The 16,269-nt window shown below is 68.8% G+C and carries 13 protein-coding genes; 9 read left to right on the forward strand and 4 right to left on the reverse strand.

Features of this window, described 5'->3' with window-relative positions:
* Nucleotides 1–122: 122 nt before the first annotated feature.
* Nucleotides 123–533, forward strand: a complete 411-nt coding sequence (locus ACZK5D_RS03225) for a hypothetical protein (protein WP_463664256.1) — start codon at nucleotides 123–125, stop codon at nucleotides 531–533.
* Between the two features lie 51 nt (nucleotides 534–584).
* Nucleotides 585–3,542, forward strand: coding sequence for a glycoside hydrolase family 3 C-terminal domain-containing protein (locus tag ACZK5D_RS03230; protein ID WP_463664257.1), 2,958 nt, complete (start codon nucleotides 585–587; stop codon nucleotides 3,540–3,542).
* Between the two features lie 117 nt (nucleotides 3,543–3,659).
* On the opposite strand, the gene glf is transcribed toward ACZK5D_RS03230, so the two are convergent.
* Nucleotides 3,660–4,799 carry a UDP-galactopyranose mutase gene (gene glf / locus ACZK5D_RS03235; protein WP_463664258.1) on the reverse strand — a complete coding sequence of 380 codons (1,140 nt, stop codon included), beginning with the start codon at nucleotides 4,797–4,799 and terminating at the stop codon, nucleotides 3,660–3,662.
* Between the two features lie 89 nt (nucleotides 4,800–4,888).
* On the opposite strand from glf, the gene ACZK5D_RS03240 reads away from it, so the two are divergent.
* Both ACZK5D_RS03240 and ACZK5D_RS03245 read left to right on the forward strand, forming a co-directional pair.
* Nucleotides 4,889–5,602: a LytR/AlgR family response regulator transcription factor gene (locus tag ACZK5D_RS03240; RefSeq protein WP_463664259.1), complete on the forward strand. Its 714-nt coding sequence runs from the start codon at nucleotides 4,889–4,891 to the stop codon at nucleotides 5,600–5,602.
* Complete coding sequence (locus tag ACZK5D_RS03245; protein ID WP_463664260.1) at nucleotides 5,599–6,900, forward strand: sensor histidine kinase; 1,302 nt, start codon at nucleotides 5,599–5,601, stop codon at nucleotides 6,898–6,900. The genes ACZK5D_RS03240 and ACZK5D_RS03245 overlap by 4 nt, the downstream gene beginning before the upstream one ends.
* Here ACZK5D_RS03245 and ACZK5D_RS03250 read toward each other — a convergent pair.
* The 3 genes from ACZK5D_RS03250 to ACZK5D_RS03260 are packed head-to-tail and all read right to left on the reverse strand — an operon-like array spanning nucleotide 6,893 to nucleotide 10,949.
* Nucleotides 6,893–7,897: a glycosyltransferase family 2 protein gene (locus ACZK5D_RS03250; protein WP_463664261.1), complete on the reverse strand. Its 1,005-nt coding sequence runs from the start codon at nucleotides 7,895–7,897 to the stop codon at nucleotides 6,893–6,895. The genes ACZK5D_RS03245 and ACZK5D_RS03250 overlap by 8 nt on opposite strands.
* Nucleotides 7,898–7,910: 13 nt before the next feature.
* Nucleotides 7,911–8,534 carry a hypothetical protein gene (locus tag ACZK5D_RS03255; RefSeq protein WP_463664262.1) on the reverse strand — a complete coding sequence of 208 codons (624 nt, stop codon included), beginning with the start codon at nucleotides 8,532–8,534 and terminating at the stop codon, nucleotides 7,911–7,913.
* A gap of 21 nt (nucleotides 8,535–8,555) precedes the next feature.
* Entirely contained in the window at nucleotides 8,556–10,949 is a 2,394-nt protein-coding gene (locus ACZK5D_RS03260) for a glycoside hydrolase family 3 C-terminal domain-containing protein (protein ID WP_463664263.1), read from the reverse strand.
* A 386-nt stretch (nucleotides 10,950–11,335) separates the two neighbouring features.
* Between ACZK5D_RS03260 and ACZK5D_RS03265 the strand changes: the two genes are divergently transcribed.
* The 5 genes from ACZK5D_RS03265 to ACZK5D_RS03285 all read left to right on the forward strand — a co-directional run bounded on the left by ACZK5D_RS03265 (nucleotide 11,336) and on the right by ACZK5D_RS03285 (nucleotide 16,231).
* On the forward strand, nucleotides 11,336–12,826 hold the full coding sequence (locus ACZK5D_RS03265; RefSeq protein WP_463664264.1) for a methylmalonyl-CoA carboxytransferase subunit 5S: 1,491 nt from the start codon (nucleotides 11,336–11,338) through the stop codon (nucleotides 12,824–12,826).
* 10 nt (nucleotides 12,827–12,836) lie between these two features.
* Nucleotides 12,837–14,393: an acyl-CoA carboxylase subunit beta gene (locus ACZK5D_RS03270; protein WP_463664265.1), complete on the forward strand. Its 1,557-nt coding sequence runs from the start codon at nucleotides 12,837–12,839 to the stop codon at nucleotides 14,391–14,393.
* A gap of 13 nt (nucleotides 14,394–14,406) precedes the next feature.
* Entirely contained in the window at nucleotides 14,407–14,667 is a 261-nt protein-coding gene (locus tag ACZK5D_RS03275; RefSeq protein WP_463664266.1) for a hypothetical protein, read from the forward strand.
* Nucleotides 14,668–14,686: 19 nt separating this feature from the next.
* On the forward strand, nucleotides 14,687–15,046 hold the full coding sequence (locus tag ACZK5D_RS03280; protein WP_458996104.1) for a biotin/lipoyl-containing protein: 360 nt from the start codon (nucleotides 14,687–14,689) through the stop codon (nucleotides 15,044–15,046).
* A gap of 330 nt (nucleotides 15,047–15,376) precedes the next feature.
* Entirely contained in the window at nucleotides 15,377–16,231 is an 855-nt protein-coding gene (locus tag ACZK5D_RS03285; protein ID WP_463664267.1) for an SGNH/GDSL hydrolase family protein, read from the forward strand.
* The last annotated feature ends 38 nt before the right edge of the window (nucleotides 16,232–16,269 follow it).

Below are 16,269 nucleotides of genomic sequence, written 5' to 3' on the forward strand. Positions count from 1 at the left end.
CCTCTCCCCCCCCTCTAGGGCGAACCCCACCAACGGGGGGGGTGACAAACAACCCCCCCCCCCCCCCCCCCCACCACCGGCCTTAGGGACCAGCCCGAGGCCAGAGACCACAAGGAGACACTGTGAAGACCAACAAGATCCTGACCACCGGACTCGGCCTGCTGATCGCCCTCACCGGCGCCCTCGGCGTCACCGCCTGCTCCGGCGACAACGGCGCCGGCACTGCCGCTCAGAGCAGCCAGGCCACCCAGAACATCGACGTGGCCGCGGACCTGGAGACCGCCCGCCAGACCGTCCTCGAGGCACTCGAGGACGACGACTGGGCCCAGGTCATGCTGGCCAGCGATGTCGACGCTCCCACCGTCAAGTACGGGCTCCTCGTGATGCCTTACACCTACTCGGAGGCCACCGAGCGCGTCCAGGGCACGATCGAGATCGACGGTGGCAAGTTCACCATCGAGGCCGATTCCGCCGAGACCGGCAAGACCTGGCAGATCGACCAGGACGGCACCATCACCGAGGTCACCGAGTAGTCCCCCGACAAGGAGGACACCCACGACGCCAGTACTCGAAGGAGAGAAGAAGTGAACGCCCGACCCAAGAAGGACACCGGTCGCCAGAAGGCGCCCATGTCGAACAAGAAGTTCCTGTGGATCTGGATCCCCGTGCTCGCCACGGTGACCGCGCTGCTCGTCGCCGTGAACGTGGCGCTCGTCGCCGGAGGCGGATGGGTCGCGTCCCAGCTCGGGTCCGGCACCTACACCTTCACCAACTCCGAGGAATCGGCGGAGTGGGACACCGAGTACTACACCTCGGACTTCGCCAGCATGGATGAGGTCGACGAGGCGGCCAAGGGCCTCGTCGAGGACATCGCCGCGGGCGGCATCGTCCTGGCGAAGAACGAGGCGGGCGCCCTGCCGCTCGCGTCGGCCTCGAAGGTGACCATGCTGGGTCGAGCCGCTGCAGACCCGGTCTTCGGTGGCGCCGGCTCGGGCTCCGTGGACACGCGGTCCGCGGTGACCGCGCGGGCGGGCCTCGAGGGCGCGGGCTTCGAGGTCAACGACCAGGTGTACGCGGCCATCGAGGCGTTCGCGGCGGAGAACCGCCGCGGCCACATCGAGATGGACAACCCCGGGGCGTCGAGCTACAACATCGGGGAGCTGCCCGTCGGGCAGTACGAGGCCCTGCAGGCCTCGTTCGCCGACTACTCCGACGCGGCGGTGGTCTTCATCGGCCGCCCGGGCGGCGAGGGCGGCGACCTGACCCGCGACATGGCGGACTGGGACGACAACGCGGCCGAAGGCCAGCACCAGCTTGAGCTCAACCAGGACGAGCGCGACCTCATCCAGCTCGCGAAGGAGTCCTTCGAGACCGTGGTCGTGGTGGTCAACGCGTCCACGACCATCGAGATGGGCGACGTCCAGGACGATCCCGGGGTGGACGCGGTCCTGCTTGCCGGTTCCCCCGGCGCCAGCGGCTTCAGCGCCCTGGGCGGCGTCCTGACCGGCGACGTGAACCCGTCGGGGCGCACGGCCGACGTGTGGGCCGCCGACTTCACCGCCGACCCGACCTTCGTCAACTTCGGCGACTTCATCTACGACAACATCGAGGCGTCCTTCCCGGTCTCCGCCGTCGAGCAGGCCACGTCCAACGCGACGCTGACCTCCGACGCCCCGTTCGTCAACTACGCCGAGGGCATCTACATCGGCTACCGGTACTACGAGACCGCGGCGGCCGAGGGCTTCATCGACTACGACGAGGCCGTCGTCTACCCCTTCGGTTACGGCCTCAGCTACACCGACTTCACCTGGGAGATCGTCTCGACCGAGGCGGGGGACGTCGACGGCACGGTGTCGGTCCAGGTGGAGGTCACCAACACCGGTGACTCCGCGGGCAAGGACGTCGTGGAGCTCTACTACACCGCGCCCTACACCGAGGGCGGGATCGAGAAGTCCGAGGTCGTGCTCGGGGCCTTCGACAAGACCGGCCTCCTCGAGCCCGGCGCCTCCGAGACCCTCACCCTCGAGGTCGCGGTGGAGGACATGGCGTCCTACGACCACCTCGACAGCCGCGCCTACGTCCTCGAGGCCGGCGATTACGAGATCAGCCTGCGGACCGACTCGCACACCGTCGCGGCCGGCACCGAGCCCATCACCTACACCGTGGCCGACGAGGTGGTGTACTCCGGCGACAACCAACGCTCGACCGACCTCAGCGAGGTGACCAACCAGTTCGACGACGTCTCCGCGCAGTTCGTGTCTGAGCCGCAGGAGGGCAAGATCCTCTCGATGTCGCGCGCTGACTTCGCCGGCACCTTCCCGACCGCGCCGACCGCCGACCAGTTCGTGGCCGACGACGCCGTGGTGGCGGGCTTCGCGCCCTGGGACCACGAGGCCGCTGCGGCGGGGTTCGACGGCGAGAAGCCGGCGACCGGCGACGACTCCGACCTCACGCTGATCGACATGCGCGGGCTGGCGAAGGACGACCCCAAGTGGGACGAGATCATGGACTCGCTCACAGTGAGCGAGATGACCGACCTGCTGCTCAACGGCGCCTACCAGACCGCCGGCATCGGGTCGATCGCCAAGCCGCAGACCCTCGAACCTGACGGCCCGGCGGGCTTCTCCTCCTTCATCAACTCGTCCATCAACGGCGTGGCCTACCCGTCGCAGTTCCTCATCGCGCAGACCTGGGACGTCGATCTCGGCACCGAGATGGGCCGGATGCTCGGCAACGAGGCGCTTCAGAAGGGGATCAACGGCTGGTACGCGCCCGCGGCCAACCTGCACCGCTCGCCGTTCGGCGGCCGCAACTTCGAGTACTACTCGGAGGACCCGGTCCTGTCGGGCGCGCTGCTCACCTCGGTGGCCAACGGGGTCGCGGAGAAGGGCGTCTACACGATGCTCAAGCACTTCGCGCTCAACGAGCAGGAGACCAACCGCGTCAACAACGGCATCGCGACGTGGGCCAACGAGCAGACGATCCGCGAGCTCTACCTGAAGCCGTTCGAGATGGCCGTCAAGGACATCACGATGGACGTCACCTACATCGCCGACCAGGACGGCACCATCGAGGAGACGACGATCGGGGCTGCGGGCATCATGAGCTCGTTCAACCGCATCGGCACCACCTGGGCCGGTGGCTCGGAGGCGCTCATGACCAACGTGCTGCGTGGCGAGTGGGGATTCGAGGGCTTCGCGATCTCGGACTTCAACCTCTACCCCTACATGAACCCCAACCAGTCCATCCATGCAGGCACGGACCTCACGCTGACCTTCCAGCCGTCGAAGTCGTTCAACGACACCTCGTCGGCCAAGGCGGTCACCGACATCCGCAACGCGACCCAGAACATCCTGTTCACCGTGTCCAACTCCAACGCCATGAACGGGCTCGCCCCCGGCGCGACGGTGGACTACACGCCGCCCACCTGGGTCTACATCCAGTACGCGGCCTCGGCCGTCGTGGGTGCGCTGGTCCTCCTCGGAGGCTTCCTGGTGTGGCGCCGGGTGCGTCGCCACAGCGGAGCCACCGAGACCGCCTGAGGCCACACCCTGACCACACGGTCCAGGTCCACCCGGTGCGGGGTCCGCGATGCGCGGGCCCCGCACCGTTGTGCGTTCCCGGCGGCCTGCTGCCCGCCGCGGGTCCCAGGCCGGGGGTCAGAACCAGCCGCGCACCGTGTTGTCGAAGCGGCTGAGGGCCGAGCCGATCGCCATGTGCATGTCAAGGTACTGGTAGGTGCCCAGGCGCCCGCCGAACAGCACCCGCGGCTCCTGTGCCGACGCCTCGCGGTAGCGCTCCAGCCGCGCCCGGTCCTCGGGCGTGGCGACGGGGTAGAACGGCTCGTCCCCGCCCTCTGCGAAGCGCGAGTACTCCCGCACGACGACGGTGCCGGACCGGTGCGTCCGCTCCGGGTGGAAGTGCTTGAACTCCAGCGTCCGGGTGTACGCGACGTCCTCGTCGCACTCGTTGATGACGGCGGTGCCCTGGTGGTCGTCGACGTCGAGGACCTGGCGGTCGAAGTCGAGCGTCCGCCAGCCGAGCGGCCCGAAGCGGTGGCCGAAGTAGCGGTCCAGGGGCCCGGTGTAGACGATCGGCACCTGACCGACGGCGGCCGCACGGCTGAGCTCGTGCCCGCCGTCGAGGAAGTCCACCCCGAGACGCACGTCGATGAGCGGATGGTCGGCCATCCGCTGCAACCAGGCGGCGTAACCGTCGCGCGGCATCCCCTGATGGGTGTCGGAGAAGTACCGGTTGTCGTAGGTGAACCGCACCGGCAGGCGGGTGATGATCCCCGCGGGGAGGTCCCTGGGGTCGGTCTGCCACTGCTTGGCCGTGTATCCGCGGATGAAGGCCTCGTAGAGCGGCCGCCCGATGAGCGAGATGGCCTTGTCCTCGAGGTTGCCCGGCTCGCGGCCGGCCAGCTCGCCCGCCTGCCCGTCGATGAGCCGGCGCGCCTCGTCCGGGCTGAGGCCGGTGCGGAAGAACTGGTTGATGGTGCCGAGGTTGATCGGCAGGGGGAACACCTCGCCGCGATGCCGGGCGTAGACGCGGTGCTCGTAGCCGGTGAACTCGGTGAACCTGTTGACGTAGGCCCACACCGCCTCGTTGGAGGTGTGGAAGATGTGCGCCCCGTACAGATGCTCCTCGATGCCGGTGGCCTCGTCCACGGTGCTCCAGGCGTTGCCGCCGATGTGGTCCCGGGCCTCGACAACCGTGACCCGCAACCCCAGCTCGGTTGCAGCCCGCTCCGCGATGGTCAGCCCGAACAGGCCGGAGCCCACGACCAACAGATCCATTGTTCCTCCCGGCAGGCAGCTCAGTGGCGAGGCTACCAGCGACGGGCCCGGCGCCGATTGATACTGTGTGGCACCCGGAAGGAGCGTGCATGATCCGCATCGGAGTGGTGGACGACCAGCAGGAGAGCCGCAACCTCCTGCAGTCGTACCTGGCGCGCTACGAGCATGAGCACGGCATGCAGTTCGCCGTCGAGGAGTTCGCCGACGGGTCCGAGCTGACGGCCGCCTACCGCCCGCGATTCGACATCATCTTCCTCGACGTCCAGATGGAGAACCTCGACGGCTTCGCCACCGCCCGGCTGATCCGCGAGGTGGACCCCGGGGTGATCCTCATCTTCGTTACCAACATGGCCCAGTTCGCCATCAAGGGCTACGAGGTGGACGCCATGAGCTACCTCCTGAAGCCCGTCCCGTACTTCGCGTTCTCCCAGGAGCTCAAGCGGTCCCTGGAACGGCTCGAGCGCTCCCGGGACGATCACATCGTGCTCAGCGTGGGCGGCGAGGTGCTGAGGGTCAACCTGGCGGACGTGATCTACGTCGAGAGCATCAAGCACCGCCTGGTGTTCCATACCGCCGATGGGAAGCTGTCCATGATCGGCACCCTCAAGGAGATGGCCGCTCAGCTCGAGCCCCGAGGCTTCTACCGCTCCAACAGCTTCCTCCTGGTCAACCTCCGGCACGTGGAGGGCTTCAGCAACGGTGAGTCCCGGCTCACCGGGGGGATCTCGCTGCCGGTCAGCCGGGCACGGAAGAAGCCTTTCCTCGAGGCGCTCACGGGCTACTTCGGCGGGAACCCGGCGTGACCGAGGTTCTGCCGAACATCCCCCGCGAGATCACGGGGCTGGCGGAGTGGCTGGCCTGCGTGGTCTACATCCTCGTGCTGCCGAGGCGCTGGGGCGTGGTGGGCACCGTCGCCACGCTCGTCGTCGGCCTGGCCGCGCTGGTCGGCATCCAGCTGTTCGCCGGGACGCTGCCCCTCCACCTGTGGACCGTGGGAATGGCGCTAGCGGTGGCCGGCATGGTGGGCCTCATCGCCGCCGCCACGTCCGTCGGCTTCCGTGACGTGGGGTATGTCACCGCCCGCGCGTTCGTGCTCGCCGAGCTCGTCGCCTCCCTTGAGTGGCAGATCCACGCCTTCTACTTCCACCCGGAGCCCGGGGTCACCGGCCTGGTCCCGACCATCGTGCTGCTCGCCCTGTACGCCGCGGCGTTCGGGGCGGCCCACATGCTGGAGCGGCGGCACTTCGACGGCACGGCGCCCGCCGTCGGGCCTCGCATGCTCAGCATCGCCGTCGCCATGGCGGTGACCACCTTCGCGCTCAGCAACCTCAGCTTCATCACGCCGAACACCCCCTTCAGCGGCGAAATCTCCATCGAGGTGTTCTACATCCGCACGCTGGTGGACCTCGCGGGCTACATCGCCCTCTACGCCCAGCACGAGCAGCTGCGCAAGCAGCGCGCGGACCTCGAGCTCGCGGCCATGGACGCCATCCTGCGCACGCAGCATGACCAGTACCTCGCCGCCAAGCGCGACATCGAACAGGTCAGCCGCGCCTCGCACGACCTCAAGCACCATCTCGCGGTCATCCGCACCGAGCCGGATCCGGACAAGCGCGGGCTCCAGCTCGACGCGCTGGAGGAATCGCTGGACCAGTTCGGCGCCGCCTTCGACACCGGCAACCCCGTCCTCGACACGCTGCTGACCTCGAAGGCGCGCTACTGCCGCTCCCGCAACATCAACTTCACGTGCGTGGCCGACGGCACGGCGCTCGGCTTCGTGGACGCGATGGACCTGGCCAGCATCCTCGGCAACGCACTCGACAACGCGATCGAGTCGGTGCAGCGGCTGAAGGACCCGGAACACCGGATCATCCGGGTAGCGGTGTTCAACCAGGCCCGCTTCGTCGTGTTCAAGTTCGAGAACTACTTCGACGGCAAGCTGCGCTACGAAGAAGGGGAGCTGGCCACGCGCAAGGTGGGCGGAGCCCACGGCCTCGGGCTGAAGAGCATCCGCTTCGCCGCCGAGAAGTACGGCGGGCAGGCCACCGTCGCCGACAAGGACAACTGGTTCACCCTGACGGTTCTGCTGCCGCTCAGTTGAAGCCGACGACCCGCTGCGCCGCCAGGTACGCCCAGACCGAGACCTTGCGCCCGGCACTTCCGGGCAGGTTCACCAGCGCGCCGACGCTGCTCCGGCGGAGCCGTCGATGGGCGGGGGCGTGCGCAGCGCGCAGTTCCCTCCAGAGGTCGCGCTTCATGCGCAGGTGCTCCGGCGCGCCGGAGCGGATCAGCATGATGGAGGAGACCCCGCACACCAGCCCGAGGTAGTGCACCTGGTAGCGGTGGAGCGCCTTCGGCGTCGTGCCGGGCGAGGGCAGCGCGTCGATCATCAGCCGGTTGACCCTCAGCTGCTGGTCCAGGCGCTTGAGCATGACGCTCTCGTGCACCGACTGGTCCGAGCGGCCGATGTGATAGCGGTACAGGTCGACGTCGAGGTAGCGCATCCGCCGGACGTAGGGCAGCGGCAGGAAGGCATACAGGTTGTCGACGTAGAACGTGTGCTCGGGGAGTCGCATGCCGGAGTTGCGCAGCACCGCGGTGCGGTACGTGAGCGAGTGCATGAGCATCCCCTGGTCTGCCCGGAACCGGCCCACCTCCTCCCAGCTGAACTCGCGGCCCAGCGGGAGCGACCTGCGGTAGCGCATGGTGTGCCGCCGCTCACGCCCCTCCTTCTCGTAGACGAAGTTGGTGACCACCGCGTCCAGCCGGTCCTGGCCGCGCAGCACCCCGAGCAGGGCGGTGAGGGCGCCGCGGTCCAGCCAGTCGTCGCTGTCGACCACCCTGAAGTAGCGGCCCGTCGCGGCGTCCAGACCCGCGTTGACGGCAGAGCCGTGGCCCCCGTTCGGCTTGTCGACGACGCGGACCCGACCAGGGTGGGCCTGGGCCCAGCGATGGGCGATGGCCGAGGTGTCATCCGAGGAGCCGTCGTTGACGACGATCACCTCGAGGTCCTCGTCGAACGGCAGCATGGAGTCCAGGCAGCGGTCCAGGTAGGCGGCCGAGTTGTAGCTCGGCACTGCCAGCGTCAGGGTGGTCACGGTGGTGATCCTCTCAGGCGGAGTGCTGCGCGGGCTGGGCCTCGTCGGCCATCGGCACCTGCTTGAAGATGACCTTGAAGATGGGGTAGAAGACCCAGAACGAGATGGCCGCGTTGATGATCATCGTGATGACGTCGGCGGTGGCCTCTCCGGTCCCGCCCCAGCCGAGGGTGTCCATGAAGAAGGTGTAGATCGGCACCTTGTAGAAGCCCTGGGCGGCGGCCGCCACCAGCGTGATGACGATGTAGGCCACCAGGTACCAGAAGGCGGCGCGCCAGATGGAGGTGTTCGACTTGAACGTGATGTTGCGCTGGGCGAAGAAGTTGATCACCTGCGCGATGAGGATGGCCAGCTGCACGGCCAGGAAGTAGGCCAGGCCGCCGCCGCCCTCGGGCAGCGGGCCCGCGGCGTAGTCGAAGACGAAGTACTGGGAGCCGTCGAGGTTGGAGCCGATCGGCCACACCTGGAAGTTGGTGTCGATCAGCGCGGTCTGGCCGAAGAGCGCCTTGAACACCGGCATGACGACGATCTGCAGCACGGTCACGCCGTTGCTGAGGATGAAGAACATGAGGAACTTCGACATCTCCGGGTGGCGCTCGCTGAAGCCACCCCACATCGTGCGGATCTTCGAGAACATGAGGGTCTACTCCTTGGCTGGTCAGCGGGCTTCGGTGAGCGCGCGCGTGAGGTCTTTGGCGGTGCGCCGGTTGCGGAGGAATCCGCCGATGATGGCCCGCAGTCCGCGGAGGTGGTGGCCGTTGGCGAGGGTGACGATGCCGTCGACCATCTCGTCGCTGACCATGCCATTGGTCATCTTTCCCAGCGCCCTGAAGGGCATGTTGTACAGGAACGCGATGTTGAGATCCGGCTCTCCCTTGGCCTCGCTCCGGAGGCGGAGGGTGTTGAGGACCCAATGCGCGAACCTCGCGAGCGGGCTGCGGGCGCGGCGCATATCCCCGAGCGGATCGTTGCGGTCGAGGCCGGCCGAGACGCTCTCCTGCGGCACGGTGACGCCCAGCAGGTCGCTGAACTCGTCGTCGGTGAGGCCGCGGAGCATGGCGGTGCGCAGCGTGGCGGGCGCGACGGCGGGGCTGAGGGTCACGCCGGGGACGTGCAGTTCGCCGCTCAGCCGGATGTCTGCCGAGCTGGCCCCGACGTGGACGCGACGGGTCGCGTCCTCGGTCACCCAGGCGTCGGCGGCGGCGTCGAAGTGGCGCCACGTGTAGGCGTCGAAGGCGATGCTGACACGGCGGGACTCGCCGGGCGCCAGCCTGACCTTGACGAAGCCCTTGAGCTCCTTGTCGGCGCGCACCACGGCGCTGCCGGGCGTCGAAACGTACAGCTGCGCGACCTCCGAGCCGGCCACCTCACCGGTGTTGGTGACGGTGAACTCGGCCCCGGCCTCGCTGAGCTGGAGGTCCGAGTAGCTGAAGGTGGTGTAGCTGAGCCCGTGGCCGAACGGGTAGCGGACGGCCCGCCCTGCGGCCTCCGCGTGGCGGTAGCCGACGAAGAGGCCCTCGCGGTAGACGCTGGTGCGGCCTTCGGCCGGGAAGCGGCCGAAGGTGGGAGTGTCGCTCAGCGCCATCGGGTAGGTCTCGCAGAGCTTGCCTGATGGGGTGGCCTGCCCGGTCAGCAGCCGGATCGAGGCCTCCGCGCCGGCCTGGCCGGAGAGGTATCCGTGCAGGACCGCGCGGGTCTGTTCGACCCAGCCCATGTCGACGACGGAGCCCGCGCTCAGCACCACCACGACGTCCGGGTTGGCGGCGGACACCGCGCGCAGCAGGGAGAGCTGCGCGTCGGGCAGGTCGATGTGACGGCGGTCCACGCCCTCGGACTCGCTGATCTCGTCCAGGCCGAGGTACAGCACCACCACGTCGGCGGCCTTGGCCTTGGCCACGGCCTCCCGCTCCAGCTCGGCGTCGGCGGGGGAGTGCCGACGGTAGCCCTGGGCGTAGGCGACGAGGTCCAGCCCACTGGCTGTGATTGCCTCGCGGGCGCTGGTGAGTCGGGTGGGGTTGACGGCGGAGGAGCCCGCGCCCTGGTACCGCGGCGTGTCGGCCATGTCGCCGATGAGCGCCACGCGGGTCCCGGGGGCCAAGGGGAGGAGCGTGCCCTCGTTGCGCAGCAGGACCATAGACTCCTCGGCGGCGCGCCGGGCGATGCCGTGGTGGGCGTCCCGGTCGATCTCCGGTCGAGGGGTCTGACGGGCGCCGAGCGCCAGCCGCACCACCTCGGCCGACCTGGCGGTCAGGTCGGCCTCGGCGAGGCGGCCGTCGCGGACGGCCTCCACCAGTTGGCGCACCGAGTCGAGACCCGGCGCGGGCATTTCAAGGTTGGCTCCCGCGGCCACGGCCGCGACGGCGTCGTTGCTGCCGCCCCAGTCGCTGATGACCACGCCGTCGAAGCCCCACTCGTCGCGGAGGATGTCGGTCAGCAGGTGCCGGCTCTCGTGGGCGTAGGTGCCGTTGACGAGGTTGTACGAGCTCATGAGCGCGCGGGGCGCGGCCTCGCGGACCACGATCTCGAAGGCCGTGAGGTACAGCTCGCGCAGCGTCCGCTCGTCGACGACGGAGTCCGACGACATGCGGCGCAGCTCCTGGCTGTTGACGGCGAAGTGCTTCGGTGTCGCGGCCACGCCCTCGGCCTGGATTCCGCGGACGTAGGCGGCGGCCAGCTTGCCGCTCAGGTACGGGTCCTCCGAGAAGTACTCGAAGTTGCGGCCGCCCAGCGGGCTCCGCTTGAGGTTGAGGCCGGGGCCGAGCAGGACGTCGACGTCGAGGGCGCGCGCCTCGCGGCCCAGCGCGTGCCCCACCTCCTCGGCCAGCCCGGGGTCCCAGCTGCAGGCCACGGTGGCCGAGGTGGGGAAGCAGGTGGCGGGCTCGGAGGCGTTCAGCCCGAGGTGATCGCCCGACCCCATCTGCTTGCGGACGCCGTGCGGGCCGTCGGCCATGAAGAACGAGGGGACGCCGTGGCGGGGAAGGTCGCGGGACTCCCAGACGTTCTTGCCGCTGAGCACGGCAGCCTTCTCCAGCGTCGTCAGGTTTTCGATCATGGCATCTCCGGTGATGGGCGTCCCGGGGCCGCGGCGGCGACCCGGGAGGGGATACCGCACAATCAATCACGACCACCCGCGGTGCCCCCGTGGCCGCTGCACAACCGGCACGATCACCGGCACGATCCGTCGCGTGCGGCGTGAGGTAGGCCACGGGAGGCAGGCCCATCAGGGTCGGTGTCCGGGCCCAGGCTGAGGCGCCTCACGTCGATCGCGGACGCCGCGATCACGCCGTGCCGGCGGTCCTCCCGTTGACCGCCCCACTGCCCACTGGACAAGGGGCGACGGGCGAACAGGGGTAGTTCCCCAGGGTATCTCAGGTTGGTCGGACCGACTATCTCGGGGGTGCCGTTCCGGGGGGCGGGGCAGCATGGTTGTATTACCCCATGACAGCCCGAAAGATCGGCGTGACGGAGCTTGTACTCCGAGACGCGCATCAGAGTTTGATGGCGACCCGCATGGCCATGGAGGACATGGTCGGCGCCTGCGAGGACATCGACCAGGCTGGTTACTGGTCAGTCGAATGCTGGGGTGGCGCGACGTTCGACGCGTGCATCCGATTCCTGAACGAGGACCCCTGGAAGCGTCTGCGCACCTTCCGCGAGTTGATGCCCAACTCGCGCCTGCAGATGCTGCTGCGCGGCCAGAACCTCCTCGGTTACCGCCACTACGAGGACATGGTCGTCGAGAAGTTCGTGGAGAAGTCCGCCGAGAACGGCATGGACGTCTTCCGGGTCTTCGACGCCCTCAACGACCCCCGCAACATGGCCCACGCCATGGCGGCCGTGAAGAAGGTGGGCAAGCACGCCCAGGGCACCATCTGCTACACCATCTCACCGGTGCACACCGTCGAGGGCTACATCAAGCTCGCCGGCCAGCTGCTGGACATGGGTGCCGAGTCCATCGCGCTGAAGGACATGGCCGCGCTCCTGCAGCCGCAGCCCGCCTACGACATCATCCGCGGCATCAAGGAGACCTACGGCGACGTTCAGATCAACGTCCACTGCCACTCCACCACCGGCGTCACGCTCGTGTCGCTGATGAAGGCCATCGAGGCCGGCGCGGACGTCGTGGACACCGCGATCTCGTCGATGTCGCTCGGCCCCGGCCACAACCCCACCGAGTCGCTCGTCGCGATGCTCGAGGGCACCGGGTACACCACGGACCTGGACATGGACCGCCTCCTCAAGATCCGCGACCACTTCGCCGGCGTCCGCCCGAAGTACAAGGAGTTCGAGTCGGCCACCCTGGTGGACACCGACATCTTCTCCTCGCAGATCCCCGGCGGCATGCTGTCGAACATGGAGTCCCAGCTCAAGGCGCAGGGCGCGGGGGACCGCATCCGCGAGGTGATGGAGGAGGTCCCGCGGGTCAAGGCCGACGCCGGTCACCCGCCACTGGTCACCCCGTCGTCGCAGATCGTGGGCTCGCAGGCCGTGTTCAACGTGCTCATGGGCCGCTACAAGGTCATGACCGGCGAGTTCGCCGACCTCATGCTCGGCTATTACGGCGAGTGCCTGGGGGAGCGCAACCCCGAGGTCATCGAGCTGGCGCAGAAGCAGACCAAGAAGGACATCATCACGGGCCGCCCCGCGGACTACCTCAAGCCCGAATGGGATGAGCTGAACACCCAGGCCGCGGCCCTCGAGGGCTTCGACGGATCCGAGGAGGACGTCCTCACCAACGCGATGTTCCCCGGTGTCGCGCCTGCGTTCTTCAAGACCCGCGATCAGGGCCCCAAGAGCGTCGCCAAGACCACCGAGCAGCTCAACACCGAAAAGGTCGCCGCCGCGTCGCACCAGGGCATCACCGGTCCCATCAAGTACAAGGTGACGCTCGCCGGCCGCGAGCACCACGTCGCCGTCGAGCCAGTCTGAGGAGCCACGAATGCCTAAGGAACACACCATGGCCGAGCGCCTCGAGCAGCTCGCCGAGAAGCGCGCCCACGTCTACGCGGGCGGCGGCGAAGCCAAGCTGCAGAAGCACCGCGACAAGGGCAAGCTGACGGCCCGCGAGCGGATCAGCGCGCTCGTCGACGACGGCTCCTTCCAGGAGACCGGCGCCTTCCGCACGAACCGCACCACCACCTTCGGGATGGACACGGCCGACATGCCCGCCGACGGCGTGGTCACCGGTTCGGCCTACGTGCTGGGCCGCCCGGTGCACCTGGCGAGCCAGGACTTCACCGTCATGGGCGGCTCCGCCGGCGAGGCGCACTCGATCAAGGTCACCGAGAGCCTCAAGGCCTCGCTGACCACCGGTACGCCCTTCGTCTTCATCAACGACTCGGGCGGCGCCCGCGTGCAGGAGGGCATCGACTCGCTCTCGGGCTACGGCAAGGTGTTCTACGCCAACGTCCTCCTCTCGGGTGCCGTGCCGCAGATCTCCATCATCTCCGGCCCCTGCGCCGGCGGTGCCGCCTACTCGCCTGCGCTGACGGACTTCATCATCCAGACCCGCAAGGCCCACATGTTCATCACGGGCCCCGGCGTGATCAAGCAGGTCACCGGCGAGGACGTGTCGCAGGACGAGCTGGGTGGCGCCGATGCGCACATGGCACGCTCCGGCGTGGTCCACTTCGTGGCCGACGACGACGAGCAGGCCATCCTCATCGCCAAGAAGCTGCTGAGCTTCCTGCCGCAGAACAACACCGAGGACGCCCCCATCGTCGATCCCGACGACGTGGTGGAGCCCAACCCGAAGCTCCGCGACATCCTGCCCGTCCAGTCCAACAAGGGCTACGACGTGCGCGAGGTCATCACCGAGATCGTGGACCACGCGGACTTCCTCGAGGTCCAGGCCGGCTGGGCGAAGAACATCGTGGTTGGCTTCGGCCGGATCGTGGGCCGCACCATCGGCATCATCGCCAACCAGCCCAGCGTCATGTCCGGCGTGCTCGACATCGACTCCTCGGACAAGGCGAGCAAGTTCGTCCGCTTCTGCAACGCGTTCAACATCCCTGTGGTGAACCTCGTCGACGTCCCGGGCTTCCTGCCCGGCGTCGCCCAGGAGCACAACGGCATCATCCGCCACGGCGCGAAGATGCTGTACGCCTACTCCGCGGCCACCGTCCCGAAGATCACCGTCGTCATGCGCAAGGCCTACGGCGGCGCGTACCTGGCGATGTGCTCGAAGGACCTGGGCGCGGACAAGGTGCTCGCATGGCCCACCGCGGAGATCGCGGTGATGGGCGCGGAGGGCGCGGCCAACGTCGTGTTCCGCCGCGAGATCGACGCCGCCGAGGACAAGGCCGCACGTCGCGCCGAGCTGGTCGAGGAGTACCGCGAGACGTTCTCCACCCCGTACATGGCCGCGAGCCGTGGCCTGGTGGACGACATCATCGATCCCGCCGACACCCGTCGCGAGATCGCCATGGCGCTCGAGCTGCTCGTCGGGAAGCGCGAAGTGCGTCCCGCCAAGAAGCACGGCCTCGGCCCGGCCTGATCGGGGGATCGTCATGGAAGACACCACACTGCAGGAGTTGCGCGACGCCGTCGCGGCTCTGACGGAGAAGGTGGCCGCCCTCGAGGCTCGGGTCGAGTCTCTCGAGGACTGCCGCCAGATCCCGGAGGCCGACCTCGTCGCCATCGGCGCCGCAGTGGCCGCGTACTTCGGCCACAAGGCCAAGGTGCGGGCCATCCGCTACGGGTCGCAGACCAGGTGGGCCGCGGCCAGCCGCGCCCGCGTCCACGACCGCTCCGTCCCCCACGTCCGCTGACACAGCCACAGGAGAACCAATGAAACTGAAGGTCACCGTCAACGAGACGGAATACGAGATCGACGTCGAGGTCGAGGAGGAGGAGCGCCAGGGCATGGGGCCGGTGATCATCGGCGTCAACGCCGGTGCCAACCCCATCCCGACCAAGGCCTCCGTGTCCGCGGTCAGCTCCAACGCCGTCGTGGCCCCGCTGGCCGGGTCGGTCGCGCGGGTGCTGGTGAAGGTCGGCGACGAGATCGAGGCAGGGCAGGTCCTGCTCCTCCTCGAGGCCATGAAGATGGAGACCGAGATCACCGCCCCCGCCGCGGGCGTCGTCTCGGCCATCCTCGTCGCCCCCGGCGACGCGGTCCAGGGCGGGCAGGCGCTCATCGAGCTCTGACCAACCGCAGATCTAAGACGGGCCCCGGGTGCAGCCGCACCCGGGGCCCGTCGCTTTCCCCGCGCGTCGTCCCGGCCGCGCTCACCTCGTGTGCACGAAACGCCGTCGCGAGTCAGCGTCGTGCACCGTGGCGACGTCGGGGCGCAGATGAGACGGCGTGTCGTGTACCTCCCGGTGGGCCCGGAGCCGGTGCGAGGGGCGTAGAGTCCGAGCTACGGGGGACCATCGCGTGGGGGCCGGCGACGGCGGCGGCACAGAGTCCGTGCACACCGCTCCGGTTGATCCCTGACGGGGGCCCAGCCGTCACCAGAACGCCAGAAAGGCACCCGCATGAAGCACCGCCTCCTCACCGGACTGCTGGCAGGCGCCGCAGCCCTCACCCTCGCCGTCTCGGCGGTGGCCCCGGCCGCCGCTGGACCGACCACGCCCAACCGTGGGCGCTACGCCGCGCTGGGCGACTCCTACGCAGCAGGGGTGGGCAACACGCCCCTGCCCCGCTCGGGTGACTCGGGCCGTTCGTCCGAGGCGTACCCGGTTCTCCTGGCCGGAGCCGCCAACAAGGTGACCTTCCTCGCCGAGAGCGGCGCCACCACGGTCAGCGTCCTGCAGGAGCAGGTGCCGATGGTCCCGGGCGGCGCGCGGCAGATCACGCTCACGGTCGGTGGCAACGACGTGGGCTTCGGTACCGTCGCCATCACCTGCGCGACCACACCCGCTGCATGTTCGACGGCCCTCGCAGGCTCTGCTGCGGCGTTGGTGCCAATGCGGGCCGGACTCGAGTCCCTCATCGAGGCCCTGCAGGCCAAGGCCCCCAACGCGACCATCTACGTCACGGGATACCCGAAGCTCTTCCAGCCCCTCAACCCCGCCCCTTCGGTGTTCGTCTGTCCCGCGCTCTCGGCCGTTCTTCCGGGTGTTGACCCGGCGAACCTCGCTTTGGCCGATAGCGCCGTCTTGGCGCTCAACGCGACCATCGCCGCGGAGGCGGCCGAGAATGGCGCCGTATACGTCGATGTGACCGCCGAGTTCGAGGGATTCGGGTTGTGCACCGCCCCGGGTTCCCTCATCAACCCGCCGATTTCTGCCTCTCCGGGTGAGTTCGCTCCGGCGAGCCTGCACCCGACCGCCGCTGGTCAGGAGGCCTACGCCGCGGCCGTCGAGGACGCCGGGTTCGTCACCGGCTGAGCCCCGCCCTACTGCCCCCACAGGCGGGCGCGCCCGGC

The sequence above is a fragment of the Tessaracoccus yangjingae genome, from assembly GCF_055326235.1.